Source organism: Corynebacterium sp. HMSC069E04 (genome assembly GCF_001813175.1).
GTDB classification, from domain to species: Bacteria; Actinomycetota; Actinomycetes; order Mycobacteriales; family Mycobacteriaceae; genus Corynebacterium; species Corynebacterium aurimucosum.
Genome location: NZ_KV811687.1, coordinates 187,437 through 212,463, shown reverse-complemented (window position 1 = coordinate 212,463; position 25,027 = coordinate 187,437). Strand labels below are relative to the sequence as shown.

General features: G+C 58.1%; 24 protein-coding genes. All 24 read right to left on the bottom strand.

Annotated features, from left to right (window positions below):
• Positions 1 to 312 precede the first annotated feature (312 nt).
• Positions 313 to 1,572, bottom strand: coding sequence for a tyrosine--tRNA ligase (gene tyrS, locus HMPREF2896_RS09300; protein WP_070446939.1), 1,260 nt, complete (start codon positions 1,570 to 1,572; stop codon positions 313 to 315).
• A gap of 37 nt (positions 1,573 to 1,609) precedes the next feature.
• The gene (locus HMPREF2896_RS09295; protein WP_010190039.1) at positions 1,610 to 1,789 is read right to left on the bottom strand and encodes a Trm112 family protein; all 180 of its coding nucleotides are present in this window, start codon (positions 1,787 to 1,789) and stop codon (positions 1,610 to 1,612) included.
• A gap of 11 nt (positions 1,790 to 1,800) precedes the next feature.
• Positions 1,801 to 2,394: a hypothetical protein gene (locus HMPREF2896_RS09290; RefSeq protein WP_070719276.1), complete on the bottom strand. Its 594-nt coding sequence runs from the start codon at positions 2,392 to 2,394 to the stop codon at positions 1,801 to 1,803.
• Between the two features lie 35 nt (positions 2,395 to 2,429).
• Positions 2,430 to 3,995 carry a vWA domain-containing protein gene (locus tag HMPREF2896_RS09285; RefSeq protein WP_070719273.1) on the bottom strand — a complete coding sequence of 522 codons (1,566 nt, stop codon included), beginning with the start codon at positions 3,993 to 3,995 and terminating at the stop codon, positions 2,430 to 2,432.
• 38 nt (positions 3,996 to 4,033) lie between these two features.
• Positions 4,034 to 5,161: a hypothetical protein gene (locus tag HMPREF2896_RS09280; RefSeq protein WP_070719271.1), complete on the bottom strand. Its 1,128-nt coding sequence runs from the start codon at positions 5,159 to 5,161 to the stop codon at positions 4,034 to 4,036.
• A gap of 96 nt (positions 5,162 to 5,257) precedes the next feature.
• On the bottom strand, positions 5,258 to 6,295 hold the full coding sequence (locus HMPREF2896_RS09275; protein WP_070446930.1) for an ornithine cyclodeaminase: 1,038 nt from the start codon (positions 6,293 to 6,295) through the stop codon (positions 5,258 to 5,260).
• Between the two features lie 26 nt (positions 6,296 to 6,321).
• Positions 6,322 to 7,839 (bottom strand): amino acid permease, encoded by a 1,518-nt coding sequence (locus tag HMPREF2896_RS09270; protein ID WP_070719269.1) that lies wholly within the window; start codon positions 7,837 to 7,839, stop codon positions 6,322 to 6,324.
• Positions 7,840 to 8,052: 213 nt separating this feature from the next.
• Complete coding sequence (argH, locus tag HMPREF2896_RS09265; protein WP_070719268.1) at positions 8,053 to 9,477, bottom strand: argininosuccinate lyase; 1,425 nt, start codon at positions 9,475 to 9,477, stop codon at positions 8,053 to 8,055.
• A gap of 32 nt (positions 9,478 to 9,509) precedes the next feature.
• Complete coding sequence (locus HMPREF2896_RS09260; RefSeq protein WP_070446924.1) at positions 9,510 to 10,724, bottom strand: argininosuccinate synthase; 1,215 nt, start codon at positions 10,722 to 10,724, stop codon at positions 9,510 to 9,512.
• Positions 10,725 to 10,799: 75 nt separating this feature from the next.
• Positions 10,800 to 11,285, bottom strand: a complete 486-nt coding sequence (locus HMPREF2896_RS09255) for an arginine repressor (RefSeq protein ID WP_070446922.1) — start codon at positions 11,283 to 11,285, stop codon at positions 10,800 to 10,802.
• 4 nt (positions 11,286 to 11,289) lie between these two features.
• Positions 11,290 to 12,207 carry an ornithine carbamoyltransferase gene (gene argF / locus HMPREF2896_RS09250; protein WP_070719266.1) on the bottom strand — a complete coding sequence of 306 codons (918 nt, stop codon included), beginning with the start codon at positions 12,205 to 12,207 and terminating at the stop codon, positions 11,290 to 11,292.
• A complete protein-coding gene (locus HMPREF2896_RS09245; RefSeq protein ID WP_070719265.1) occupies positions 12,204 to 13,382 on the bottom strand; it encodes an acetylornithine transaminase in 1,179 nt (392 codons plus the stop codon). Before HMPREF2896_RS09245 ends, argF begins: the two co-directional genes overlap by 4 nt.
• Entirely contained in the window at positions 13,379 to 14,314 is a 936-nt protein-coding gene (gene argB / locus HMPREF2896_RS09240) for an acetylglutamate kinase (RefSeq protein WP_070719263.1), read from the bottom strand. Before argB ends, HMPREF2896_RS09245 begins: the two co-directional genes overlap by 4 nt.
• Positions 14,315 to 14,332: 18 nt before the next feature.
• Positions 14,333 to 15,490 (bottom strand): bifunctional glutamate N-acetyltransferase/amino-acid acetyltransferase ArgJ, encoded by a 1,158-nt coding sequence (gene argJ / locus HMPREF2896_RS09235; RefSeq protein ID WP_070446915.1) that lies wholly within the window; start codon positions 15,488 to 15,490, stop codon positions 14,333 to 14,335.
• Between the two features lie 82 nt (positions 15,491 to 15,572).
• Complete coding sequence (argC, locus tag HMPREF2896_RS09230; protein WP_070446913.1) at positions 15,573 to 16,616, bottom strand: N-acetyl-gamma-glutamyl-phosphate reductase; 1,044 nt, start codon at positions 16,614 to 16,616, stop codon at positions 15,573 to 15,575.
• Between the two features lie 145 nt (positions 16,617 to 16,761).
• Positions 16,762 to 17,214 (bottom strand): hypothetical protein, encoded by a 453-nt coding sequence (locus HMPREF2896_RS09225; RefSeq protein ID WP_070719261.1) that lies wholly within the window; start codon positions 17,212 to 17,214, stop codon positions 16,762 to 16,764.
• Positions 17,215 to 17,387: 173 nt separating this feature from the next.
• Positions 17,388 to 19,901 (bottom strand): phenylalanine--tRNA ligase subunit beta, encoded by a 2,514-nt coding sequence (gene pheT, locus HMPREF2896_RS09220; RefSeq protein ID WP_070719259.1) that lies wholly within the window; start codon positions 19,899 to 19,901, stop codon positions 17,388 to 17,390.
• Positions 19,902 to 19,930: 29 nt separating this feature from the next.
• Complete coding sequence (pheS, locus tag HMPREF2896_RS09215; protein WP_070446907.1) at positions 19,931 to 20,977, bottom strand: phenylalanine--tRNA ligase subunit alpha; 1,047 nt, start codon at positions 20,975 to 20,977, stop codon at positions 19,931 to 19,933.
• Between the two features lie 96 nt (positions 20,978 to 21,073).
• Positions 21,074 to 21,874, bottom strand: a complete 801-nt coding sequence (locus HMPREF2896_RS09210) for a TrmH family RNA methyltransferase (protein ID WP_070719257.1) — start codon at positions 21,872 to 21,874, stop codon at positions 21,074 to 21,076.
• Between the two features lie 115 nt (positions 21,875 to 21,989).
• Positions 21,990 to 22,442: an NINE protein gene (locus tag HMPREF2896_RS09205; protein WP_070446903.1), complete on the bottom strand. Its 453-nt coding sequence runs from the start codon at positions 22,440 to 22,442 to the stop codon at positions 21,990 to 21,992.
• A gap of 212 nt (positions 22,443 to 22,654) precedes the next feature.
• A complete protein-coding gene (rplT, locus tag HMPREF2896_RS09200; RefSeq protein ID WP_005323264.1) occupies positions 22,655 to 23,038 on the bottom strand; it encodes a 50S ribosomal protein L20 in 384 nt (127 codons plus the stop codon).
• Positions 23,039 to 23,094: 56 nt separating this feature from the next.
• Positions 23,095 to 23,289, bottom strand: coding sequence for a 50S ribosomal protein L35 (rpmI, locus tag HMPREF2896_RS09195; RefSeq protein WP_039675593.1), 195 nt, complete (start codon positions 23,287 to 23,289; stop codon positions 23,095 to 23,097).
• A 36-nt stretch (positions 23,290 to 23,325) separates the two neighbouring features.
• Positions 23,326 to 23,847, bottom strand: coding sequence for a translation initiation factor IF-3 (infC, locus tag HMPREF2896_RS09190; RefSeq protein WP_080550383.1), 522 nt, complete (start codon positions 23,845 to 23,847; stop codon positions 23,326 to 23,328).
• Positions 23,848 to 24,096: 249 nt separating this feature from the next.
• Complete coding sequence (locus tag HMPREF2896_RS09185) at positions 24,097 to 25,008, bottom strand: serine hydrolase (RefSeq protein WP_246824014.1); 912 nt, start codon at positions 25,006 to 25,008, stop codon at positions 24,097 to 24,099.
• Positions 25,009 to 25,027: the final 19 nt, after the last annotated feature.

Here is a 25,027-nt window from a genome sequence, read left to right as displayed (position 1 = left end):
CTATTGAGTTCTCAAACATCATCCGCACACTCTTTGCACTGAATCTTTTTATTCACTGCCCTGAGCGGCTGGAGTTCACACTCTAGCCAACAAGTTTGAATCTTGTCAACTGGGAGTTAATCTCCGTGTCACCAGCTTCTCGCGGCGACCTCGATAAATATACGCAGAGCTCCATATAACACCAAATCCGCTGGTCAACGTCTATATTTGGTCCTTTTGCGGCCTTACAGCGCTATCTCACCGGAAAACGACGAATCCCGCCGCACTATGCGACGGGATTAACCACTGCAGGATCTCCGATGGCGGGCCTAACTAGTTGAGCTTGGCACCAGCAAAGTTCTTCTTGCCACGACGAAGCACAAGCCACGCACCGTGCAGCAAGTCCTCGGCGGCTGGCTCCCAATCATCAGACTCGATGCGCTGGTTATTGACATATGCACCGCCCTCCTTGATGGTTCGACGAGCTGCGCCCTTGGAATCGGCAAGGCCAGAAGCAACCAACAGGTCCACAATCGTGCGTGGCTCATCAGCAGCAATGTCAGCGACAGTGGTCTCAGACAGCGCACCAACCAGTGTCTGCTCGTCCAATTCAGCAAGCTCCGCCTTACCGAACAAGGCCTGTGCGGCAAGCTCAACGGATTTCGTGGCTTCCTCACCGTGGACCAAATTGGTCATTTCCTGCGCCAGGCGGCGCTGTGCCTCACGACGGAAGGGCTCCTCGGCAACCTTCTGCTCGTACTCAACGATTTCTTCCTGGCTGAGGAAGGTAAACCACCGCAAGTAGTCGATGACCACGGAGTCACCCGCGTTGAGGAAGTACTGGTACCAGGAGTAAGGCGATGTCTTCTCCGGATCGAGCCAGAGCTTTCCGCCACCAGTGGACTTACCAAACTTCTGTCCCTGGGCATCCGTCACGAGCGGAACCGTCAGGCCGTGCACCTTGGCTCCCTTGACGCGTCGGTTGAGATCGACGCCCGAAACGATATTGCCCCACTGATCACCACCACCGATTTGCAGAACACAATCAAACTCGTCGTGCAGATGGACATAGTCATTGGACTGCAGGAGCATGTAGGAAAACTCGGTGTACGAGATGCCATCAGACTCCAAACGGCGCTTGACGGTGTCACGGTCCAGCATGGTGTTGAGAGAAAAGTTCTTACCCACATCACGCAAGAAATCGATCACGGTCATTTTCGAAGTCCAGTCAGCATTGTTGACCATGGTGGCGGCGTTCTCACCCTCAAAATCAATGAACTGACGCAGTTGCTTCTTAATGGCGACCATATTGTCGTTGATGGTCTCCTGCGAGAGCATGGTGCGCTCCCCTACATCGCGCGGGTCACCGATCTGGCCCGTCGCGCCACCTGCCAGGGCAATCGGATGGTGACCAGCCTTCTGGAAGCGGCGAAGCATAATCATCGGTACGAGGTGTCCGGCATGCAGCGAATCGCCTGTCGGGTCAAAACCGCAGTACAACGTGATGGGTTCTTCGCAGGCCTCACGGAGTGCATCGAGGTCGGTGGACTGGTTAATGAGGCCGCGCCACTGCAGCTCATCAATGATATTCATGAAGGCTCCTTTGAAAATCGATTCGTTCTTTTGAGATCTAGTTCTGCCGCGGCCACGGCGTAGCGTGGTCCACCAGCATGACGGGGATGTCGTTCTCAATGGGATAGGCCACGCCAAGGCGTTCATTGACCAAGACCTGTTCCTCGGCCAGATACTTCAACGGACCTTTATCCTGCGGACACACCAAGATGTCAAGCAGTTGCGAATCGAGACTCATAAGCGCTAAGCCTACACTTCCCTAGATTCCAAAGAAGGAAGGGTCCCACCATATTCGAGCTTGAGCGCCATGGAATGATTGCGCAGCTTGCGGACCGAGTTCTGGGAAATCGCCTCCTTGATTTGCTCCATTTCGCGGCCCAGGATGCTGAGCGATTCACTCATCTCCTCGACAGCAACCGGATCCTCCAAGTCTGTCACATCGAGGTAAGACCTCACCAGCTCTTTGGAGTGTGCTTCAATCATGTCGCGCACGAGGGCTTGCTGGTGAGGAGCCTCATCGAGTCGGTGCCAATTGTCCAACACCCACACCGCTGACTCATCGAAAGTATCCCACGCACGTTGGACAGGACTAGGAAGCTTGTGCGCTGTAAAGGTGTACCGGACTTCCTCCAAGGTGTGGATAAGCTCGCCTTCCCCTGCCTTTGGTGGCTCCAGAACCTTCTCTTGCCGTGGCGGCGTCACGAATCCAGCAGCCATACCGGTGCAGATTGCGACGACCGGCCACAGGAAGCCCAAACCGCCGCCACTTAAAACATGGAGGACAACGACGAGCGCGGTAACCGCAACGCCGACAACAACTTTTCGCGAGTTCAGGGCGTTCATGTAGTGCAGATCCTCCTGGGAAAGGTGGAGTTAGGTTACTGGTAGGCACGAATTTCTTCGAATGCGGCAACGAGATCGCCGTTGAGCGCATCAAAGGTCTTGCCACCAGTGAGCTGAGCAAGTTCTTCCATCTCTTGGATATTGGCTTCACCATACAAGATGACAAAGACCGGAATCTCTTTTTTATCCTCGGGCAGCTGCTCATAGGCTTCCTTGAACTGTGCAAATGTGCGCCCACGTGTAACTTCGCCGTCGGTCATGAGCACCACGGTGCCAATATCGCCGCCACTGGTATCCACTTCATCGAAAGCATTCAGGACGGCCTCGAAGGTCGCGGTATCGCCATCCGCAACGAGGCGTTCCACGCGGTCTGCAAGCTCCTTGGTGGTTGCCGGCTTATCCTTATCCACGCGTGCACGAGTCGGTTGCTGGGGTACTGAAGAATACGGAATCAGCTTGATATGCTCGCGATTTCGGAAGGCAACTTGGCCTTCGCCATCTGGGGTGCCGTCAGCTGAGCCGTCGATAAGCGGGAGCAAACTACTCTTGAGTAGATCCATACGCTCGCCTTCCATGGAGCCGGAGGTATCGAGGACCAATGCCGTGTTACCAGGATTGCGCAGTTCATGGGCAAAGGCAGCCTCCAGCGCATCAACGGTTTGCTCGTTTGCTGGGTAGGGCAGCTCAAAAACAGTGCCGGGCAAGTCAGAATTATCTACCCGCAAATGGAAGCTTGTGAGCTTGTCTGGATGCTCCGCAAACCACTCAGCAAGCGCCTGTACTTTTGCTTCTGCGTTTTTGTCTGAAGAGCTCGCCAAGGAAGACAACGGATAGTCTGCCGAAATCACTCCATCGGAGGGGATGACCACCTCTATGTCTGCTCCGTCATCTTTGAGCTGGTAAAGCACAGATTCATAGTTAAAGATTGCATCGGCTTGCTCCGGGTGTTCGCGGAAGCGGTCGGCCAACCAGCCAGAGGAACCTGATGTCAGGGTTTGGTTGCCAAAGAGCTCCTGCACTTTGCCAGTGGATTGCCTGATGTCCTTTTCCGTGAGGGCGCGTCCTGTGTCCGCAAAAGCAGTCGTTGCTGCCGATAGTGCGGAGAAACCCGAATTTGAGGTAGAAGGATCCGTCATGCCAAAAGTTATTCCGGAGTCAGCTATTTCTTGCCACGTCGGCTGCTTGCCGGTCCAGCCTTGCTTTTGTGCCACAGAGGACTGCACGCCGAGAGCTATTGGGGAACGCGCCACGCTGTGTTCTCTTCCCAGCTGGCCATCTGCACCGATAATGCGCGCATAGCGATTGGTGGCAAACCACGTCGCGTCATAGGCCCCTTCGAAACCACCTTGCTTAAGTGTGTGAGAATTCGCCAGCGTTCCGTCCTCGGTGGTCATGGTGATGTCGAAGCCGAGGTCTTGGGAGGCTTCGGCAAGCACGGGCTCCAGAGGTTCGAGCTCCGTTGCCGCCACGATTCTGAGACCCTCGCTGAATGAGTTTCCAGCGCCGGGTTTCTGAGAGTCATCCAACAGATCACCCATCGAACAGGCCGTCAGCGCCATGGTGCCCACTAGGATGAGCAGTACTCTTAGTGACCGAAACATTCCCTCACAACCTTCCTGATGCTTGTTACTGCGGAGCCTTATCCGACTGCCTGCAGAATTTCCTCGTAATCCGCCCACCGCAGCTGGCTATATTCCCCGCCATCCACGGGGATACTGTGATCACTGGATGGATCAAATTTCGAGCTGAAGCCGGAGCCCTGTGTGCTGAGCCCGAGCCCCTCCATCACCGCAGGGATGCCGTCCTCATTCATTGCTTTAGCAAACAGCGCTCCCTCCTCAGTGCGAGGAATGACGATGCTGGTCAACGTCGTCGGTGGGTTCAGGGCTAAGGACGTATAGCGGGACAGGTCCTCACCCTCGTGGAGCAGGCGCACGTACTGATCGGTAGTTGCCAAGACCATGGGCATCTCCCCCTTATCTACCCGAAGAAAAGCATCGAGAATTCCCTGGTCGGTGGTCTCACTGTAGCCTTGTTCCGCTACGAGACCCCGCATGATGTCATCAGCTTCCGCATCAATCTTCGCCTTGTCATCGCGTCCTAGCTTCTTCTCCGCGTAATCCGCCCCAACGGTGCGTAGGACACGGGCGTAGCGCAATGCGGCAAAAGACTGGCTTACCTGGGGCACTGCAACATCCACGACACGCGGCGAGCCGAAGGTTGGGCTAATGTCACGCCAGCGAGTGTTTTCCTGGGACATGTCCACCAAGGTCTCTACGTTCAACGAAGCTAGGTTGTCGGATTCCGTGACCAAGTCGTGGTTCTTCATGTCCTCTACAAGCTCGCTATGCACCAGCACCAACAACTGATTGCCAAATACCATCGGAGAACCTTCATCCAGTTCCGCCAACTCCGGGTTGGTATTGCGTAGGTCAGACACCCACGCAGCGCCATTGGGGTCCGTCAAAATGAAGTCATAATCCTTGTCCACGCTGCTGCTGCGCTCAACGAAGTCACGAGCCGGCACAACATCGAGGTCGAGCTCGATGTTGTGTTTCTCTAAAGCCTCGAGCATGGCCGGGTCTTTAAAGGTAGCTTCCAGTTCTGGACTAATTGCGCCCGTGACAAGGGTCGTGTCCTTGAAAAAGTTGAACTTCGGCAGGGAATCTCCGCCACGCCCCACCACGAGGGAGGCCACGGCGAGGGCGATGAACACTGCGGCGAATACGAAGGATTTAGTACGCTTCGTCGACGATGTGCTGCTCATGATCTAAATCATAAAGTGATCTTCTTCTCATTGCTGGGTAAAGGAAGGGGGTGAGGGGGTAAAGCGGGAGCCCGCTGTCCTGCCTCACCCAGTTCTTTAAAGAAGAGAAGGAACGTTCGCTACCAAAGAGTAGAGGTCCTTCGGGTCCTCAGGGTTAGCGATGATATCAATCTCGGACTCTAGGTCGGTGCCCCGAACAGAATCACGTAGATAACGCAGAGCAGAGAAATCATTAATAGCGAATCCGACGTCATCAAAAAGCGTAATCTGCTCCTCGCTATCGCGGCCCGTGGCCTGGCCTGTCAGTACCTGATAAAACTCGACGACTGGGAAATCCTCCGGCTTCTGCTGAATCTCGCCCTCAATGCGGGTTTGCTCGGGAAACTCAACAAAGACTTTTGACTTGTCCAAAATCGAGCTTTCCAGCTCCGTCTTGCCGGGACAATCACCGCCCACAGCGTTGAGATGCACGCCCGGGAGAACATGGCGCTCAGCCAGAATCTGGTTCTGCGCTTTATCCGCCGTGCAGGTGGTGATGATATCCGCGCCCTGCACCACCTCATCGACACTCGTGCAGGCAGTGATACTAAAGCCCAGCGGCTCAAGATTGCGCCTAAACTTTTCTACCGCCTGTGGGTCAATGTCGTAGATGGCTATGTCATCAATCCCCATGACTCCGCGGAAGGCCAGTGCTTGAAATTCCGACTGGGAACCAGCCCCGACCATGGCCATCCTTTTCGAATCCTGCCGGGCCAGGTGTTTGGCAACCATGGCCGAGGTAGCGGCCGTGCGCAGCGCTGTGAGCAGAGTCATCTCTGCTTCGAAGGTGGGGTAGCCATTGTCGACGTCGGCAAGCACGCCGAAGGCCGTAACCGTTTGGAATCCGCGCGCGGGATTGGAGGGGTGACCGTTGACGTACTTAAAGGAATACTCCTTACCGTTGGAAGTGGGCATAAGTTCGATGACGCCAAACGGGGTGTGGGAGGCAACTCGGGCGATTTTGTCGAAGCGCTCCCATTCGCGATAGTCCGCTTCAAGGTAATCCACCATACCGGTGATGATGTTTTCTACTCCCTCGCGCTGTATCCAGCGTGCCATGTTTTCTACATCAACAAACTTGACTGCGTGATTCATCTCTTTCTCCGCTCTTGATTCTTGTCTTAGTTCTTAGGGTGAAGGTCCGTCTGCGGCGCAGCCGGGAAGCGCGAGGTGGGCAGGTGCTTGGCCTTCCTTTCCGCCGCGATGGCATAAATGCGCTCACGCCAGGCAAACCACATGGCTGCGAATACCGGGATGAGCAGCAGCGTCGAAGCCAAGGCAAAAGTTCCGATTGGGTAATCGAAGGCCATGAGAAAGATGACCACGGCGATGAAAGCCAACACCGACCAGTCACCGGCTTGTCCGAATGGTGAGCGGTATGTCGGGCGGGTATAGCGACCCTTCTTGGCCAGCTGCACAAATTTAATGTGTGACATGGCTACTGCCGCCCACGACGCCAATGTTCCGAGCGCCGCGAGGTTCAACACGATTTCAAAAGCCATCTCCGGCACGACATAGTTGAGAAACACACCGGCGAGGCCGACGAAGGCAGCCATCACGATGCCGCCATAGGGAACGCCGGATTTAGACATGCGGGCACCGAATTTAGGGCCGGATCCAGCGGTGGACATGTTGTACATGATGCGGCCCGTGGAATATAGCCCGGCGTTCAGAGAGGAAATAGCTGCAGTGATAACCACCAGCTGGAAGATGGGCGCCGCATAGCCTGCCCCGAGGGTCTCAAAGAAGGTCACAAAGGGCGAAACCTCCGCCACGTAGGTCGTATACGGCAGCACCAAGGTCAGCAGCAGGACGCTGCCGAAGTAGAAGACCACGATGCGGAACAACACGCTGTTGACCGCACGCGGAATATGCTTCTCGACGTCCTTGGTCTCGCCGGAGGTGGTGCCCACCAGCTCGATGCCGGCGTAGGCGAAGACCACGCCTTGAATGACGATAACCGCAGGAAGCAGACCATTCGGCAGCCAACCGCCGGCATCAGCAATGAGGCTAAACCCAGTCGGGTCACCATTCGGATGGCCTAAAATAACCACACCAATCGCCACCACCATAAAAATGATCAGCGCAACGATCTTGATCATGGAGAACCAATACTCCAGCTCGCCAAAGATCTTCACTGAGAGCATGTTGAACAGCAGGATGCTGCACACCACACCGAGAGCGAGCAACCATTGCGGGACGGCGTCAAGCCACGTGGTATATTGCCCAAACCACTTGATGTAGATGGCCACTGCGGTGCCATCTGCCACCAACGTCGCCGCCCAATTTCCCCAGTAGAGCCAACCGGTCACGAAGGCAGTCTTTTCGCCATAAAACTCACGCGCGTAGGAGACGAAAGAACCTGAGCTCGGGCGGTACACGATGAGTTCACCGAGCGAGCGCAAAATGATGTAGCCGAAGAATCCACACACCAAGTACAAGACGGCCAGGAAGGGTCCCGCCGTTTGGAGGCGCCCGCCGGTGCCGAGCAGCAACCCAGTACCGATGGCAGAGCCGATGGCAATCATCTGCAGCTGACGGTTGCTCATCCCCTTCTGGAGGCCGTGGTCTTCCGAAGCATAGACCGCCTTCTCTTTCTCATGAGACTCCGCGTTGGGCGGCCGAAGTGTTTCAGTCATAAGGGGGATAGTCCTTTCCGAATCCGGAACGCGATGGAGCTTCGCATTCCCTAAGGAAACGTTATAGGAACCCTATGAGACGCAACTCACTCCTACCCCCGTGCTGTGATGCACGACAACTATACGCAGTAGAAAAGAGCGCTCTGCGTCACCCCCACATAAGAAAAGAACCGCATGGCCAGGAGGACCATGCGGTTAGAGAAGCTGGCGCGTTTAGCGCAGCGGAGTCTGCGCCCAGTCGCGTGCGCCACGAGCACGCTCGCGAACCTTTTCGCGCTGCTCCACCACGCGGACACCGGCGGTGCCGCCCTTAGTAGAGCGCGATGCCACTGCCCCATCAATGGTCAGCACCTCGCGGACCTCGGGGAGCAGGCGCTTGTCGACGCCCGCCAATTCCTCATCCGTGAGATCCACTAGGTCAACGCCGCGGGACTCTGCGATCTGCACGCACGCACCAGAAGCCTCATGAGCCTCGCGGAAAGGAACGCCTTGGCGCACCATCCACTCGGCCAGATCAGTGGCCAAGGTGAAACCGCGCGGGGCGAGCTCGCGCATGCGATCTTCGTGGAAGGTCAGGGTTTCGACCAATCCGGTCATCGCCGGCAGCAAAAGGTTCAGCTGCGCCACTGAGTCGACGATAGGTTCCTTATCCTCCTGCAGGTCACGGTTATAGGCCAAGGGCTGCGCCTTAAGCGTTGCCAGCAAGCCGGTGAGGTTGCCAATGAGCCGGCCGGTCTTGCCACGGGTCAACTCCGGTACGTCCGGGTTCTTCTTCTGCGGCATGATCGACGAGCCAGTGGACCAAGCATCATCCAAGGTGACGTAGCCATATTCCGGGGTGCACCAGTAGATGATCTCTTCGGATAGGCGCGACATATCCACGGCAATCTGGGTAAGGACGAAGGCCGTTTCAGAGGCGAAATCCCGCGCTGCCGTACCGTCCAGCGAGTTCTCTGCGGCGGAGTCGAAACCGAGCTCCTCGGCAATAGCCTCCGGGTCCAAGTGCAGCGAGGAACCAGCGAGTGCACCCGAGCCATAAGGAGACACGGCCAAACGCTTGTCCAGATCCTGGAGGCGCTCGATATCACGCAGCAACGGCTGGGCGTGTGCGAGCAACTCGTGCGCTAGCAGAACTGGCTGCGCCGCTTGGGAGTGGGTCTTGCCCGGCATAATCGCATCCGGATGAGCTTCGGCCTGACCAGCCAGAGCGTCCACCAAGTCGGTGACTTGGAGCGCGATATCGCGGATAGCATCGCGGATCCACATCCGGAACAGGGTGGCTACCTGGTCGTTGCGGGAACGTCCGGCGCGCAGGCGTCCACCAACCTCGGGGCCTACAATGTCGATGAGCCCGCGCTCCATCGCGCCGTGGACGTCCTCGTCCGTCGGTAGCGGGGTGAATTCACCAGAAGCAACCTTCTCCCCTAGTTCGCTGAGGCCGTTGAGCATGGTGTCCAAGTCGGCGTCGGACAGCAATCCGGCCTTGTGCAGGACCTTAGCGTGAGCCTTGGAGGCCAGCACATCATAGGGGGCGAGGACCCAGTCGAAGTGGGTGGATACGGACAGGGCAAACATCGCCTCGGATGGGCCGCCCGAAAAGCGGCCTCCCCACAACGCGCCCTCGTTAGTCTTGTGCATCGTTTCCTTACCTTGACCTTGGCGGAGCTTGCTTACTTGCCGGTGGGGAAACCGCCGTCGCGGTCACGCTGGTTGGAGATCTGTGTTGACAGGCCGTGCAGCTGAACAAAGCCCTTGGCCGCAGTCTGATCGAAGGTATCGCCCGTGTCATAGGTAGCCAGGTCGAAGGAGTACAGAGACTGACCAGAGCGGCGGCCGTTGACAGTGGCGGTGCCGGCATGCAGAACCATGCGGATATCGCCGGTGACATTCTCTTGGGTGGACTCGGTGAAGGCATCCAGAGAGCGCTTCAGCGGCGAGAACCAGAGGCCATCGTAGACCTCTTCGGACCAGCGGGCGTCCGTGAGGCGCTTGTAGCGGGCCAGCTCGCGTTCCACAGTGACATCTTCCAATGCCTCGTGGGCCTTGATGAGAACCATGGCGCCAGGTGCCTCGTAGACCTCGCGGGACTTGATGCCCACCAGGCGGTCCTCCACCATATCGAGACGGCCAATACCCTGTGCACCGGCGCGGCGGTTGAGCTCCTCGATGGCCTGAAGGACGGTAACCGGCTTGCCATCGATAGCGGTGGGCACACCCTTGTCAAAGGTGATGGTCACCTCGTCCGGCGCATTGCCCAGGTCCGGCTGCTCGGTATAAGCGTAGAGATCCTTTGTCGGCGGGTTCCACAGATCTTCCAGGAAGCCGGTCTCGACCGCACGGCCCCACACGTTCTGGTCAATCGAGAACGGGGACGCAGCGGACTGCTCGATCGGAAGGTCGATTTCCTCAGCGAAGGCAATCGCCTTATCGCGGGTCCAGGCGTAGTCACGCGCCGGCGCAATGATTTCCAGTGCCGGATCCAATGCTCGGAAGGAAACCTCGAAACGCACCTGGTCGTTACCCTTGCCGGTGCAGCCGTGCGAAACATGCGTACCACCGTGGGCCTGAGCGGCCTCTACGAGGTGCTTGACGATGAGCGGGCGCGAGATAGCAGACACCAGCGGGTACTGCTTCATGTACATGCCGTTCGCCTTGATGGTGGGCAAGCAGTACTCTTCTGCGAACTCATCCTTTGCGTCGACAACGATGGACTCGACAGCACCGCAGTCGAGAGCACGCTGGCGCACAGATTCCATATCCTCGCCGCCCTGACCAAGGTCGAGGGACACAGCGATAACCTCGCCGCCGGTCATTTTGGCCAGGTAGGGAATGGCGACGGAAGTATCCAGACCGCCAGAGTAGGCAAGCACAACGCGTGCAGTCATAGTAGTTTGCTCCTTTAAGACAGACAGGTGCTAAAAATTGAACTGATTTATATTATACAGACTTACGTATAAATGTTAAATAGTACGGCTGGTGAGCTTTTCTGCAAGCTCACGGCCTCCTAGTCCTTCACGGGCAAGGACAAAGATGGTGTCATCGCCAGCAATACAACCCACCACATCTGGCAGGCCCACGCGATCAATGAAGGATGCTAGGTACTGGGCAGCGCCCGCGGGAGTACGAAGCATCGCGATGTTGCCGGAGAAGTCGTGGGAGACCACGAGTTCATCGAGCATGCGACGCAGCTTCTCGCGCGGACCGTTGAGCTGGTCTTCGAATTGCTCTAACTCGCCGCCCACCACGTAGAAGGACCGGCCACCATCGCGTTTCACTTTCTTGGCGCCCAGCTCATCGAGGTCGCGCGACAAGGTGGCTTGTGTGATGTCGATTCCCTCATCGAGCAAGAGCTCGGAGAGCTGGACTTGGCTCGTGACCCGCGTGCGGTCAAGAATCTCCAAGATCTTTGCTTGGCGGGCATTGCGCGTAGTTGGTGTTGTCGTCATGCGCTTAGTTCTCCTCCTGAGCTGCAAGAAGCCACACGAGCAGCGCCTTCTGCGCATGGAGGCGGTTTTCCGCCTCGTCGAAAACACGGGACTGTGGTCCGTCAATCACCTCAGCGGTCACTTCGTTGCCGCGATAGGCCGGTAAACAGTGCAGGAAGATTGCCTCTTCCTTGGCACGGGACATGACCTCTGGGGTGACCTGGTAAGGCAGGAACGGGGTGCGACGGTCCTTGCCGTCATCTTCCTGCCCCATGGAAACCCAGGTATCGGTGATAACAACGTCGGCGCCGCCGACAGCATCAAGGGAATCAGTCACGGTCACCGTGCCACGCGTGCGGGCACGTTCTACAAATTCCGGCTGCGGCTGGAAACCTTCCGGCGCAATGATCGTCATCTCCATGCCCGCGGTGGCAAAGCCCAACATATAAGAGTTAGCCATGTTGTTGTTGCCATCACCCAGGTAGACGGCCTTGCGGCCAGCAAGGTCACCGAAATTCTCGCGGCAGGTCACCAAATCCGCCAGGATCTGGCAGGGGTGTAGGTCGTCGGACAGAGCGTTGACGATAGGGACCGTCGCAGTTTCAGCCATCTCCAACAAATTCTGGTGTGCATAGGTGCGCCAGACAATAGCCTCGACAAAACGGGAGAGCACGGCTGCGGTGTCTTGGTAAGTCTCGCCCTTCCCCATCTGCGTGGACTTAGTCTCCGTGACGATGGCGTGGCCGCCTAGGTGAGCGATTCCTGCCTCGAAGGAGAAGCGCGTGCGCGTCGAGGTCTTGTCAAAAAGAACCGCGACTGACTTCGGTCCCTCCAAAGGACGCTCGGCAAAAGGGTCCTTCTTTAACCTCAGCGCGAGATCAAGGACCTCCGCTTGCTCCTGCGGTGTGAGGTCATCATCGGCCAAGAAATGGCGCACGCTCATCCAAAATCCTCCAGTACCTTATGCAGGCGCTCCACAGCCTGCGCGAGTTCTTCATCGGTAATCACTAGCGGCGGGGTCAGGCGCACGACCTCGCTACTTGGGGCGTTGAGAATAAGACCGTGTTGCAGGCCCGCAGCCACAACGTCCTTAGCCACCGACTTATTTAATACAACTCCTAGCATAAGCCCTCGGCCCCGGACAGACTGCACAGCCGGAGATTGAGCTAGCTCGGTGCGTAGCCACTCGCCCTTGCGGCTAACGTCGGCGAGGAAGGGGGCGTCGACAAGCTCCAGCACCGTCGCTGCCGCCGCACAGGAGACGGGATTTCCGCCGAAGGTCGTGCCGTGCGAACCCGGAGTAAAGAGATCCTTAGCCTGACCACGGGCAATCGTGGCACCAATCGGCATACCCGCGCCCAAGCCCTTGGCCATGGTGATGACATCCGGAAGGACGTTCTCATGTTGGAAGGCAAAGAAATCGCCGGTGCGCCCCACACCCGTTTGGACTTCATCGACAATCATGAGGATCCCATGCTTGGTGCACAGCTCGCGCACGGCGCTCAAGAATCCATCGGGCGCTGGAATCACACCGGTCTCCCCTTGGATGGGCTCCAAGATGATGGCGGAGGTATCCTCCGGGTTTTGCTCCACCAACGTGGTCAAATAATCAATATCGCCGTAGGTGTAGAACTCCACTCCGCCTGGGAAAGGTTCGAAAGCCTTGCGCTTTGCAGGTTGCCCCGTCATAGCGAGAGAGCCCATCGTCCGGCCGTGGAAACCATGATGCGCGGCGAGAATGCGGCGACGCCCCGTCAGGCGAGCCAGCTTAAAGGCAGCCTCATTGGCTTCCGCGCCGGAGTTGGAGAAGAAGACACGGGCGTCGCTGTCCCCCACCTTTTCCAGGAGCTTTCCGGCAGCCTCGACGACAGGTTTGCTGGCGAAGAGGTTGGAGACATGCCCCACGGTCGCCACCTGAGTGCTCACCGCTTCAACGATGGCCGGGCGGGCATAGCCCAGCGAATTCACTGCAATGCCGGCGAGCATATCAATGTATTCTTTACCGTCTTCATCAGTAACCGTGGCTCCCTTGCCAGATACGATGGCCACGGGTGGGGTGCCATAGGTGTTGCTCAGCACCTGTCCCCACCGTTGCGTCAGTGTGGTCTGCGCAGTCACTTGTTATCGTCCTTCCTAAAGATCGTGCCTTCTGGGTAGTCCTCACGGTTGTAATCAGTGGGCAGCACCATCGTGCCGATGCCGCCCGTAGTGAGCAGCTCCAGCAACACGGCGTGAGCAATACGCCCGTCGATGACATGGGCGGCGCTCACACCACCCTCGACGGCCATGAGGCAGGACTCCATCTTCGGAATCATGCCCGAACCCAAGCCGGGGAGCAGTGCCCTGAGCTTGTCAACCTCAATTTTCGATACCAGGGATTCGCGGTTGGGCCAATCGGTATACAGACCCTCCACATTGGTGAGGATAACCAGGCGTTCGGCACCTAGGGCTCGTGCCAGCGCGCCGGCAGCGATATCCGCGTTAATGTTGTAGACCTCGCCGTCATTTCCGGGAGCGATGGTGGACACCACCGGGATGCGCCCGGCCTCGATGATGTCCATGACAGCAGAAGGTTCGACGCTAACAATGTCCCCCACCATGCCAATATCGGTGGGCTCACCGTCGACGTCAACGAGCCGCTTGCGGGCTTTAAACAACCCAGCATCCTCACCGGAAGTTCCCACGGCATAGGGACCATGGGAGTTGATGAGGTTGACCAACCCACGCCCCACTTGGCCGAAGAGAACCATGCGGACCACGTCCATGATTTCCGGGGTGGTCACCCGGAAGCCACCTTTGAATTCCCCTTCAATGCCCAGCTTGCCTAGCATCTCATTGATCTGCGGGCCGCCACCATGCACCACCACGGGCTTAGCGCCCACGGTGCGCAGGAAAACCATGTCGGCGGCGAAGGCAGCCTTGAGCGAGTCATCCACCATCGCGTTACCGCCGTACTTGACGACGACGATCTTGTCGCGGTAGTGCTGCAGCCACGGCAAAGCTTCCGCGAGCACCGTGGCGCGGTCAGCATTGCTTAATCCCTGAAGCATTCTTCCTCCCCGTGAGAACTAAGAGCTATACGCGGAGTTGATCTCCACGTAGTCATGGGACAAGTCGGTGGTACGCACGAAGGCAGTACCGCTTCCTCCGGTTCCGAGGTCCACGCGCACGTCAATGTCGGCGCCAGAAAGGTCAACATTGCGCGCGCCGGGCGCACCAGTGGACTTAACGCATACGGCCTGGTCATTGAAGAACACGGAAATATTCTCCGGGTCCATATCGGCATCCGCCACGCCCACTGCGGCGAGCACGCGGCCCCAGTTGGGATCCGAGCCGAACATCGCGCACTTGAAGAGGTTGTCGCGCCCTAACGTCCGCGCAGCGTTCAGCGCCTGCTCATTGGTGCTCGTTCCCTCCACGGTGATCTTTACGCGCTTGGTCACGCCCTCAGCGTCTGCCTGGAGCTGATCCGCGATATCGGAGCACACGGCCAGGACCGCTGCATCCAACTCCTCCTGGCTCGGTTCTACACCAGAAGCACCAGAGGACAGGATGATGACGGTGTCGTTCGTTGACGTCGAACCGTCCACATCGAGCGTGTTGAAGGTCTGATCACTGGCGGCCTGCAGGGCCGAGTGCAATGCTTGCGGGGAGGCCACGGCATCCGTGGTCACGCAAACCAGCATGGTGGCCAGCGAGGGAGCCATCATACCCACGCCCTTGCCCATCGCGCCCATGCTCCAGCCGTCGGACTCGACGACTGCTTCCTTAATTACGGTATCGGTGGTCATGATGGCCTCTGCCGCAGCTTGACCGTGAGCCTTATCTGCACCCAAATTCCCGGCAACCACCCCGATGCCTGCTAGGGCCTGCTCCATGGGCAGTGGCTCTCCGATGAGGCCCGTCGAGCACGCAGCAACGTTGGCTACAGGAATACCCGTGTGTTCGGAAACAGCGGCAACCATCGCCGCGGCGTCCTTGTCTCCCTGCTCGCCGTTGCAGGCATTAGCGTTGCCAGAGTTATAAATAACTGCTTGAAGTGTGCCATCGGCTACTGCCTCGCGGGAAAGCTTCACGGGTGCGGCCACCACGCGGTTGCGGGTGAACACCGCCGCTGCGTCGAAATTCGGCCCCTGGTTAACCACGAGTGCCATATCAGGCTTTCCCGAGGGCTTAATCCCAGCCTTCGTTGCCCCTGCGAGAAACCCTGCGGGTGCGGTGATCATTTCTATTTTCTCCTTGTCTTAGTGGAATTCAAGTTCCAGCGAGATTGACTAGCAGTATGAATGCGCGTAAGCATTCGGACATCTAAGGTGCGACGGCCGCTTGCGGCAGACCCAAGGTTTCCTCCCAGCCCAAGGTCAGGTTCATGCATTGGACAGCTGCACCGGCGGTGCCCTTGCACAAGTTGTCTAGGGCTGCGGTTATCACCAGACGCTGAGCGCGTTCGTCCACGTGAGCCTGGATGTGGACCATGTTGGTCCCCACTACGTTCTGTGTTTCCGGCTGCTGACCTTCCGGCAGAACCAGGCAGAACGGCTCTTCCGCATAGAACTCGCGGAAAGCTTGAACAACGCTGTGCTTGTCAGCATCCCCCTTCAGCGGTGCCGTAATCGTCGCCAGGATGCCACGCGGCAAAGGCGCGAGCACCGGAGTAAAACTCACCGAAACCGACTTCTGCGTAAAGGGCTGTAAGTTTTGCAGGACTTCCGGAGTGTGTCGATGAGTACCGCCCGGCTTATAAGCCTTGAGATTGCCCATTGTTTCCGCGCCTAGCTGGGCCACGGAGGCCTTCTTTCCCGCGCCGGAAACACCGGTAATCGCAATGACGGACAGATCCGGTTCAATCAGCCCTTTCGCCACGGCAGGCAGCGCGCCGAGTGTAATCGTGGTTGGGAAACACCCAGGGACGGCCACACGGTTGCTGCCTTTAAGCTTGTCCCGGTTGCCGGGAACTTCAGGAATTCCATAAGGCCACGAACCGGCATACTCCCCGCCATAAAATGCATCCCAATCTTCCTTGTTGCGGAGGCGGAAATCGGCGGCGCAATCAATGACAGTGACGGACTCCCCCAGCTGACGACCAATCTCCGCGGAATGCCCATGCGGCAAACCGAGGAAAACGATGTCATGGCCCGCCAAAATTTCCGGAGTGGTGTCCTCGATGACGCGATCTGCCAACTGCGGCAGGTGCGGCATGAGTTCGGAGACTCGCTGACCAGCATTGGAGTGCCCCGTCAGCGCGCCGATATGCAGATCACCTGAAAGGTACGCTGGGTGCGATAGTAAGAGACGTAGAATTTCGCCTCCTGCATAACCCGTGGCTCCGGCGATAGCTACTGAAATAGTCATGCAGCCACAGTAGCAAATAATGCACTCCGCCGTATGTTATTCAATCAAATTGGAAGCACTTTTCTTCATTCCGCAGAGAATAAGGCTCGGATCTCCGCAGTGTCCTGCGAAAATTCGAGCCTTGCAGTAGGGATAGGAGCGAAGCCTACATGACGCGGGAGGAAACCTGTCCGAGGCCTTCGGCGCCTGACACGGCCTTCTTTCCTGCGTAGCCCAGGTAACCCTGTGGGCCAACGAAGTGGATACCACCTTGGGCGTCCGCGATGGCGGTGACCTCATTGAATTGGTGAACTTGGCCAGGCTGCAAGCGCTTGAAGTTGGAAGTCGTGAGCCCCTGGTTGAAACAATCAGCCTTGGACCGGCCCGCATGGTAGAAGAAGCGTGGTGCCAACTGCCCCGGCGGGTTGCATTCCGGACTAGTGGCACGTGCGCCATTGGACAGACAAGCGACGTAAGTTCCTTCAATATTCGCCGCTTCGCAGTTGACGGTGCCATCAGCATTGGAGAAACCCTGGGACAAGTCAGCGGAAGCATGTGGGGCGATGGTCAGTGCGCCGACGACCGCGGCGGTAGCTGTAAGACGAGAAATCAAACGCATGGTGTGAACAATCCTTTCGGTGTGGAAACGCTGCCCCCTTGAGGTTATGAGCCAAGCCACACTACATCCAGTTCCAGGGGACCTGTCCCCACCCCTTCACTCCTTGCAGCATAAGAAAACCCGGCTCACATGGTGCGTGAGCCGGGTTAAGGAACCAAAGGTGCCAGTAAACGCTAAGCGCGCATCTCCGCACCAAGACGCTGCTTGGCTAGGTCTGCGGCAGCGAGTCGGTGCTCGTTAGCTTCTTCATCAGTCAGCGTGCGGTCATCTGCGCGGAACAAGAGCTGGAAGGCAAGGGACTTCTTACCTTCACCGAGCTGCTCACCACGGAAGACATCGAAGAGCTCCACAGATTCCAAGAGCTCGCCGGCGCCTTCCTCAACCACTCGGCGCACTGCCTCTGCCGGGGTATCCTCATCCACCACCAGTGCGATGTCTTGGTGCAAGGCCGGGAAGGAGGAGAGGACCGGTGCTGGGAACTTCTCCTCCAACGGCAGCGCAGTGACATCGAGCTCCATGGCGCACGTGCGGGCTGGAAGCTCAAGGGCCTCCAGTACCTGCGGATGCAGCTCGCCGGCATAGCCCACGACGGTTTCCTCGTCTGCAGCGAGGACCAAGGCGGCACAGCGGCCCGGATGCCACGGGAGCTGCTCGGCCGCCTTGACAGTGATGTCAACACCGGCGGCGCGGGCAACCTGGCGCGCGGACTCAATGGCATCTGCGTAGCTATAAGCACGACCAGAGCCCCACGGACCCTCGTGCTCAATGTTGCCGGTAGCGACCGTGGCCACGTGCAGCGGCTGTAGCGGCAGCGACTCCAAAAGCTCGCTCACCACGGAGTCCTCCGGGCGCGTCTCCACCGACGGCATCGGGGACGCATCAGCACGCTTGAATGCCACCTGTTGGAGACCGAAGAGGGCGAGGTCACTTCGACCACGGGCCACGTTGCGGGCGATGGCTTCAAGGAGATTCGGAAGCAACGTCGTGGACAGAATGGCCTTATCCGATTCGAGAGGATTCTGCACGGCAACAGTGCGGCGGCGCGGGTCTTCCTTATCCAGACCCCAGGTGTCGAAGGTGTCGTTGGCAATGAACGGCGAAGGCAGAACCTCGGCATAGCCCGCATAAGCCAAGCCGTGTCCGATTGCACGGCGACGCTTCTGCGCCGGAGTAAGGCCGCGACCTCCCACCGGGGTAGGCAGAATGGTCGGAATATCTTCGAGGCCCTCCAGACGCAGGATCTCCTCGATGAGATCCACATCCATGTCGATATCGGTGCGCCAAGACGCGGGGACGACGGAAAACTCTTCTTCGCCAGAGACCTCGCAACCAACCTCAGTAAGGCGCTTCACCACGGTCTCGCGGGAGTACTCAACGCCGGCGTATTCGCTCGGCTTGGCGGCGCGCAGTGTAATGGGCTCGCGCTTGGCGACGTCTCCCACGAGCGTCCGGCCCTCCTCGATGGTGCCGCCCGCGATTTGCTGCAGCAGCGCACACGCAACGTCGAGAGCAACCTCTACGATGGCCGGGTCGACGCCACGCTCGAAACGGCGGGAGGCTTCCGAGGACAGCTTGTGGCGGCGCGACGTGCGGGCCACGGTAATCGGATCCCAAATGGCCGATTCGAAGTACACGTCAGTGGTCGTCTCGGAGATTTCAGAGGTCGTGCCGCCCATGACACCAGCCAGGGACTGAATTCCGTTGCCATCGCAAATGACCACGTCACCCGCCGAAAGCTCACGCTTGACATGGTCGAGGGTCTCAAATGTCTCCCCCTCGCTAGCATTGCGCACCACGAGGTTGCCGTTCACGACGTTGGCATCGAAGGCGTGCATCGGTGCTCCGAGGAGCAGCATAACGTAGTTGGTGATGTCGGTCGCCAGATTGACGCTGCGCTGGCCGGACAGCATGAGCTCGCGCTCCATCCAGAAGGGTGTGCGGGCAGCGGGATCAATGCCGCTAACCTTGCGCAGACCAAAGCGCTGGGCCTTGGTTTCTTCACGCAGATCGACGGCGATCAGCTCGCCCTTCGGCGCCGGTACAGCAGAGGTATCGACTCCAGCAACGTTCGGATCCTGCGCCACGTCGGGGAAGGCGAGGTCGAAAGCGGAGGCAATCTCCCGCGTCAGGCCACGTGCCGACAAAGCATAGCCGCGGTCTGGGGTGATGTTGACGTCGAAAACCGTATCGGACAGCCCAATGAGGGGGCGAGCGTCCTCACCGACCTTGTCGGCGACTTCCTCTCCCAGAACGATGATGCCATCAGCCTTCGCACCAAAGCCCAGTTCAGCCGCGGAGCACATCATTCCGTTGGAGATGTGATCATAGGTCTCACGGGCAGCAATCTTGAAGCCTCCCGGCAGCTCAGCACCCGGAAGGGAAACCACGACATAGTCATTGAGGCGGAAGTTACGCGCGCCGCAGATAATGCCCTGGAGTTCGCCGGTGCCATTGGCCTTGCCAACATTCACCTGGCAGTAGCGGATTGGCTTCTTGAACTGGGTGAGCTCCTCAATCTCCACGACTTGGCCAATAACGAGCGGGCCCGTGGTCTCCGGAAGAGCCTCATAGCCCTCGGTTTCGAATCCGACGCGGACAAAACCGGAGTCTAGCTCTTCGGCGGATACGTTCCAGCCAGAGTTTGCGGTGCCGAGGAGGCGGGTAACCCAGTCTTGGGAAATAAGCATTGTTTTCTTTCTATCCTTTCTCTGGGTTCCTATGCCTGCACGCCGAATGGCAAGGTAAAGCGGACATCGCCTTCCACCATGTCGCGCATGTCGGTGAGACCATTGCGGAACTGCAGGGTGCGTTCAAGGCCCATGCCGAAGGCGAAGCCGGTGTACTCCTCCGGATCGATGCCGACCGCACGCAAAACGTTGGGATTAACCATGCCGCAGCCACCCCACTCGATCCAGCCGGCGCCGCCCTTCTTGTTCGGGAACCACACATCGACCTCAGCAGAAGGCTCGGTGAACGGGAAGTAGTTCACCCGCATGCGAGTGGTGGTCTCCGGACCGAAGAGAACTTTGGCCAGGTGCTCCAGAGTGCCGCGCAGGTGGGCCATGGTCAGTCCCTTATCCACGGCAAGGCCTTCCACCTGGTGGAAGACCGGCGTGTGGGTCGCGTCGAGCTCGTCGGTACGGAAAACTCGGCCTGGGCAAGCGATGTAGAGCGGTACATCACGCTCGAGCATCGTACGCACCTGCACCGGCGACGTGTGAGTACGGAGAACCTGCTTCGAGCCCTCCTTACCCACATGGAAGGTGTCCTGCAACGTACGTGCCGGATGATCGGGCTTGAAGTTCAGAGCATCGAAGTTGAAGTACTCAGCCTCGACCTCTGGGCCGTCGGCGATTTCCCAACCCATGCCCACGAAGATGTCCGCAATGCGCTCCGACAGCGCAGTAATTGGGTGTAAAGCACCGGTCTGCGCCCGGGTAGTTGGGACGGTGACGTCGACTTTCTCCGCCTTGAGCTGCGCGGCGCGAGCCTCCTGCTCGAGCACTTCACGAATTTGTGCAAAGCGCTTCTCCATCTTGCCGCGCGCGATGTTTACCGCACGCCCAGCATCCTTGCGCTGATCCTTTGGCAACTGCCCCAGCGACTGGCGGGCCTGCGGGATATAGCCGCCATCACCAAGGTGCTCACGGCGGGCGGAAGTGAGCTCGTCGAGGTCGGATGCAGCCTCGAAGGCGGCAATGGCCTTCTGCGCGGCGGCCTCGAGGGCCTCTTCGGTCAATTCGATCTGAGGTGTGTCGGACACGTGCCTTGATTACCTTCTTCTCGCACAAAAACTAACGCGAGCTATCTTACCGTGCTTAACGACTGCTGTGGCCACCAGCCCCAGCCCAAGGAGAGACTAGCGATTCTGCTGCTTGGCAGATTCGTACAGGCAGATGCTGGCAGCCGTGGCAAGGTTCAGAGACTCTGCACGGCCCAGAATTGGAATGCGCACGCGCATATCGGCTTCATCCAACAGTTCTCCTAGTCCATGCGCTTCGTTTCCAAACAGCCATGCGGTGGGTTGGGAAAGGTCCGCATCCGCGAGGTCCACCTCGCCGTCAGCGGCCGTTGCCAGCACCTGCATGCCGGAGGAGCGCAACTTACCCAAGACATCTTTGATATTGGGATCACGAGCCACGGGAATATGGAAGAGTGAGCCTGCTGATGCACGCGCGACTTTACAGCCCAAAGGGTCGACCGTCTCACCCGCGAAGATGACGCCATCGGCGCCCATGGCATCCGAAGTCCTGATCAAGGTACCTGCATTGCCCGGCTCGGAAGTAAGCACTGGGACTGAGACCAAACGCGGCTTGCCCGCCAGGATTTTACCTGCAGTCCACAGGACAGGACGGCACACAGCAAAGAGGCCTGTGCTCGTCGCCGTATCGGAGAGGTGCTTGGCTGCCTTGTCGGTGATGGGATGAACATAGACGTCCATATAGCCGCAGGTTTGCACAATATGTGCAAAGCGTTCGGCGGCCTTTTCCGTTACGAAAACGTCCGTGGCTGCGCCTGTGGACACCGCTGCGTCGACAGCATTTTCACCCTCAATAAGGAAACGCTCTGCCTTCCGACGGCTAGCGGCACGATGCAATTTTGCGGCATTGACTATGCGTGGCGTGCGCTCGGTGAAGGCATTCTCAAAGTCCAGTATCATAGCCTCCACCCTACCGAGGCCTCCTGCGAGCTCACGGATCGCATGGGCAGCACAATGCAGCTAGCCCACCTCTTCCAAGCTTGAGAGAGGTGGGCTAGAAAATATGTGCAAAAGACTACTTCTTCAGCGGGATGCCGTTGGAGTCTCGGTCATAACCGCCTGCACCGGCGATGATCATGATGAACTCAATAATCACCCAGATCCAGAGGATACCCGCCGAGATTGCACCAATACCCAGCCACGACGTTAAGACGCTAAAGACACAGAGGGATACCTGGCCGATAGCGCGACCCGTGCGGCCAACGTAAAAGTTATGAGCGCCGAAGCCACCGAGGAAGAAAGCCAGCAAAAGGGCAACCAGCCAGGACTTCTGCGGCGCGTTGACCGGGGCCTGCTGAGAGTAATACTGGCCTTGACCTTGGTACCCGCCCTGCTGGGCCGGCAGGTTCTGGCCGTAGTTGCCGCCCTGGTACTGGTTTCCGTTGGAGTCGAACGGATTGGAGTACTGAGGGTTATTGCCCGAAGCATTCGGGTTGTTCTGCTGGAAACCGCCGTTGGGGTTGGTCATGAGAAAGACTCCTTTTTAAGCCTGTAAACACAGGAAGAGAACGTGGGAACTTGATTAAGGTAACACAAAGCACACGCCATGTCCCCTTTTTCTTCACCTCACTGGGGCCTATTCCCCATTGGCTCCTGTTCCCATAATTGAAGCTTGGAACGCCAAACGCCCACCGTTTCCTTGATGCGGAAAGCAGTGGGCGTGGGCAGGCTAGTGAAAGCTTAAGCAGCCTTCGGAGCGTTAACGTCCTCCGGCAGTGCAGCCTTGGCGGCCTCGCACAGTGCGGAGAAAGCCTCGAAGTCATTAACAGCAAGCTCAGCCAGGATCTTGCGGTCAACCTCAATCTCAGCCAAGCGCAGGCCGTGGATGAGGCGATTGTAGGTGATGTCGTTCATACGAGCAGCAGCGTTGATGCGCTGGATCCACAGCTTGCGGAACTCAGACTTACGGGCGCGACGGTCGCGGTAAGCGTAAGTCATGGAGTGCAGCCACTGTTCCTTGGCCTTGCGGTAGAGACGGGAGCGCTGGCCGCGGTAGCCCTTAGCGGACTTCAGGATCGCGCGACGCTTCTTCTTGGCGTTAACTGAGCGCTTTACTCGTGCCACAGTAATACTTCCTTATCTTGATTGTGGTGTGTGGAAATGGAGTGTTTCGGCGCTGACTATGCGCGGCCGAGAAGGCGCTTGATGCGCTTGGTGTCTGCCTTGGCAACGTCCTCGGTGCCCTTCAGGCGACGGGTGCGCTTGGAAGGCTTGCCCTCCAGGAGGTGGCGGCGGTTGGCCTGCTCGCGACGCAGCTTGCCGGAGCCGGTCACCTTGATGCGCTTGGCGGTGCCCTTGTGAGTCTTCTGCTTCATGAGAATTAAATCCTTAAATCCTAAGTGGAGCGTGGTCTACTTCTTGCCTTTGCGGACGGGCCCAAGAACCATGGTCATGTTGCGACCATCCTGCTTGGGGCGCGACTCCACGACGCCAACCTCTGCGACGTCATCAGCCAAACGCTCCAGCAGACGGAAACCGAGCTCCGGGCGCGACTGCTCGCGACCACGGAACATGATGGTTACCTTTACCTTGGAACCCTTCTCCAGGAAGCGCACCACGTTGCCCTTTTTGGTCTCGTAATCGTGATCATCAATCTTCGGACGGAACTTCTGTTCCTTCACCACGGTTTGCTGCTGATTCTTACGGGACTCGCGGGCCTTCTGGGCCTGCTCGTACTTAAACTTGCCGTAATCCATGATCTTGGCTACGGGCGGCTTCGCGTTCGGGGCGACCTCGACCAAGTCAAGGTCTGCTTCGTACGCGAGCTTGCGAGCATCGTCTGTACGAACGATGCCCACCTGTTCACCACCGGGGCCAACAAGACGGACCTCGGGTACTCGGATGCGCTCATTAATGCGAGCTTCAGCGCTGATTGTGGTTCTCCTCGATTGTGGGGGCTAGTAGTGTGCCTACCGTGACCACAAACGAATAAATCCCGGTGCCATAGGCATCCGGGAGTTTCTTTTCAAGCACGCGCCATAAATGGCGCCTACTCTTAACCTTTATCCTGCACTGGACAATTCATCCTGCGCGGCATCGGGTGGGAGAAACTCCGCTTGCGGCCCAAGTACCTCCTGGAGGAGGCGCTACGGGCGGTAGTGCGCACTACTCTATCACCGCGATCATCGTGAGCCAAATCGGCGTGCCGACGTGTTTGTCGATACCTCTCTTGCAGCGGTTGACGACGTCCCTACCACCGCTGATGGCGCACTGGGTTGCGCGCAACCTTCCAACGGCGTTAGTGCTCTGGCTTTCAGCGCCTCAGAGACCACTCGGTCAACTCCGGCGGCTAGCATGTCGAGGGCGGGTATCGCTTCATCGGCATACTCCCCAGGCATAGTGACCTCAATGGCCAGACCCACCGCGCTATTCTCCGCAGTTCCGCCGCCTGCAGTTTCTCGAACTCCAATTTGACGGTGAGTATATCCGTTATCAGTTTCAGATAATCCCCAGCCACCTTTGGCGCGGGTGTCCGGCAGCTTATCAAGCCCATTGTCTTGCCACTCCACGATGTCATCCATCGCGTCATACACTTGCTCAGCTTCTGGTATGCACGGCAAGTGCGCGCCGAACTTCGCTTGTTCTTCGAGCGACCACGTGGAATAGCCAAAGGGTTCGGCAAATTCACCGGTTGAGTCATACTCTTTCAACAGGGATTTCACCGCGCTGCCGGCATCCCCCTCGGTCCATTGGACGTGGGACCACAGTGCATAGGCTGCATCATTATCAGATTCTTTAATTGCGAGGTCCACGAGCTCGAGGCTAGCTCCATCACGCAGAGCGGCAATGGCGATGGGAACCTTCACGGTCGACCATGCGGGTTCATCGCCCTTGAGCCCAGCGTTGAACGTCTCCTTTTTATCCGCCACGGACACACCGGCACGAACGTCAAACTCGCTTTCTACGTTGGCGATAACGGCGCGCAGCTCCGAGGACACATCGAAGTTCGGCGTATCACCCTCACCTGCTTCTTCAGTAGATGGATGCTTGATGTTCTGTTCGGGGCTCGAACAGCCAGTTAAGGTTGTTACCACGGCGAGGCAAAGAGCTAAA

Excerpts from the sequence above, each read along its gene's own strand:
- rpmI (WP_039675593.1), bottom strand. The coding sequence starts at position 23,289 with ATGAAGCAGAAGACTCACAAGGGCACCGCCAAGCGCATCAAGGTGACC.
- HMPREF2896_RS09270 (WP_070719269.1), bottom strand. The coding sequence starts at position 7,839 with ATGACTGAAACACTTCGGCCGCCCAACGCGGAGTCTCATGAGAAAGAG.
- argH (WP_070719268.1), bottom strand. The coding sequence starts at position 9,477 with ATGCACAAGACTAACGAGGGCGCGTTGTGGGGAGGCCGCTTTTCGGGC.
- HMPREF2896_RS09210 (WP_070719257.1), bottom strand. The coding sequence starts at position 21,874 with ATGATACTGGACTTTGAGAATGCCTTCACCGAGCGCACGCCACGCATA.
- HMPREF2896_RS09275 (WP_070446930.1), bottom strand. The coding sequence starts at position 6,295 with ATGAATCACGCAGTCAAGTTTGTTGATGTAGAAAACATGGCACGCTGG.
- HMPREF2896_RS09295 (WP_010190039.1), bottom strand. The coding sequence starts at position 1,789 with ATGAGTCTCGATTCGCAACTGCTTGACATCTTGGTGTGTCCGCAGGAT.
- argF (WP_070719266.1), bottom strand. The coding sequence starts at position 12,207 with ATGAGCGTGCGCCATTTCTTGGCCGATGATGACCTCACACCGCAGGAG.
- HMPREF2896_RS09290 (WP_070719276.1), bottom strand. The coding sequence starts at position 2,394 with ATGAACGCCCTGAACTCGCGAAAAGTTGTTGTCGGCGTTGCGGTTACC.
- argB (WP_070719263.1), bottom strand. The coding sequence starts at position 14,314 with ATGCTTCAGGGATTAAGCAATGCTGACCGCGCCACGGTGCTCGCGGAA.
- argC (WP_070446913.1), bottom strand. The coding sequence starts at position 16,616 with ATGACTATTTCAGTAGCTATCGCCGGAGCCACGGGTTATGCAGGAGGC.
- argJ (WP_070446915.1), bottom strand. The coding sequence starts at position 15,490 with ATGATCACCGCACCCGCAGGGTTTCTCGCAGGGGCAACGAAGGCTGGG.
- HMPREF2896_RS09280 (WP_070719271.1), bottom strand. The coding sequence starts at position 5,161 with ATGAGCAGCACATCGTCGACGAAGCGTACTAAATCCTTCGTATTCGCC.
- pheT (WP_070719259.1), bottom strand. The coding sequence starts at position 19,901 with ATGCTTATTTCCCAAGACTGGGTTACCCGCCTCCTCGGCACCGCAAAC.
- HMPREF2896_RS09285 (WP_070719273.1), bottom strand. The coding sequence starts at position 3,995 with ATGTTTCGGTCACTAAGAGTACTGCTCATCCTAGTGGGCACCATGGCG.
- HMPREF2896_RS09260 (WP_070446924.1), bottom strand. The coding sequence starts at position 10,724 with ATGACTGCACGCGTTGTGCTTGCCTACTCTGGCGGTCTGGATACTTCC.
- HMPREF2896_RS09205 (WP_070446903.1), bottom strand. The coding sequence starts at position 22,442 with ATGACCAACCCCAACGGCGGTTTCCAGCAGAACAACCCGAATGCTTCG.
- HMPREF2896_RS09255 (WP_070446922.1), bottom strand. The coding sequence starts at position 11,285 with ATGACGACAACACCAACTACGCGCAATGCCCGCCAAGCAAAGATCTTG.
- tyrS (WP_070446939.1), bottom strand. The coding sequence starts at position 1,572 with ATGAATATCATTGATGAGCTGCAGTGGCGCGGCCTCATTAACCAGTCC.
- HMPREF2896_RS09225 (WP_070719261.1), bottom strand. The coding sequence starts at position 17,214 with ATGCGTTTGATTTCTCGTCTTACAGCTACCGCCGCGGTCGTCGGCGCA.